General features: G+C 62.8%; 2 protein-coding genes. One reads left to right on the top strand and one right to left on the bottom strand.

Translation table 11 applies throughout. The features are described from left to right. Positions 1-528 (bottom strand): glucan biosynthesis protein (locus tag AC1DT3_RS21755; RefSeq protein ID WP_477467261.1); only part of this gene is annotated, 528 nt, incomplete at its 3' end. A 176-nt stretch (positions 529-704) separates the two neighbouring features. Here AC1DT3_RS21755 and AC1DT3_RS21750 point away from each other — a divergent pair. Next, positions 705-1,228 (top strand): TAXI family TRAP transporter solute-binding subunit (locus AC1DT3_RS21750; protein WP_477467260.1); only part of this gene is annotated, 524 nt, incomplete at its 3' end.

Below are 1,228 nucleotides of genomic sequence, written 5' to 3'. Positions count from 1 at the left end.
GAAATAGGAAGCGCCGAGGAAGGCGACCCAGTCGTTCTTCCGCCAGTCGAGCTTGCCGTTGCGAGCCTCCTGGAAGCGGAAACCGGCAAAGCCCGAATTGTCGGGCARCTTGCGCGCCGGCGAATCCGCCGGCATGTCGAAATACTCGGCCTCGTAGGAAATCTCGCGCGCCTTGCCGCCTTCGACCACGTGCATGCGCACGGGCTTCTGGAAATAGCGGCCGAGGTGGAAGAACGTGACCGGGAATTCGCTCGGCCCATTGGCCCACAGCGCCAGATCCGTCTTGAACTTGATCTTCCCATGCGCGTCGTAGTCGATCTGGTTCAGGATCTCGGCCGACGCCCGTGCGGGGGGGACATAGTCCCGCATCGCCATGTCGCGGGCGCGCTTCTTCAAGTCATCGAAGGAAAACGGGGCGGCTGCACCCAGCTTCAAGCCTTGCTGAGCCAAGGCCGGCGCCGAAAAGCCCGTCGCCGCGAGGCTGGCGGTAGCCGTGGCGTATTGCAGAAACTGACGACGATCGAACATGGGAGCACTTGGCCGTGAGGGGACTGAACCATGGGGGAATAACCCTACCAAGGTGGCAGGATTGCGATCCTCATAACCTCTTGAGAATTCCCCGTCAGCCGTCAAACTGCACTCAATCACAGGCCGTGCTCAGATTCGCCGTTTGCGCGCTGAGGGCCACAACGGGAGTTTACGCCATGTCGCCGACCTTCAAGCGCCGCCTGATCGGTGCCGCCGCTGCTCTCGCCTTGGCCGGAGCGGGCCTTCCCGCCCAGGCGCAGGAATTCGTCAATATCCTCACCGGAGGCACTTCCGGCGTCTATTACCCGCTCGGCGTCGCCCTTTCGAACGTCTTTACGCAAAAACTGCCCGGCAGCCGCCCGTCGGTCCAGGCGACCAAGGCTTCGGTCGAAAACCTGAATCTGCTCCAGCAAGGCAAGGGCGAGATCGGCTTCACCCTCGGCGACAGTCTGGCTCTCGGCTGGATCGGCGACGAGGAAGCGGGCTTCCGCGGCAAACTCGACAAGCTGCGCGGCATCACGGCGATCTATCCCAATTACATTCAGGTCGTCGCCTCGAAGGAATCCGGCATCAAGACGCTGGCCGACCTCAAAGGAAAGCGCCTCTCGGTCGGCGCGCCCAAATCGGGCACGGAACTCAACGCCCGCGCGGTGCTTCAGGGCGCGGGCCTCAGCTACAAGGACCTCGGCAAGGTCGAGTA

It is taken from the genome of Microvirga sp. P4_G7 (assembly GCF_056401005.1).
Note: the sequence above shows the minus strand (reverse complement) of the source record. Positions and strands in the feature narration are given on the sequence as shown.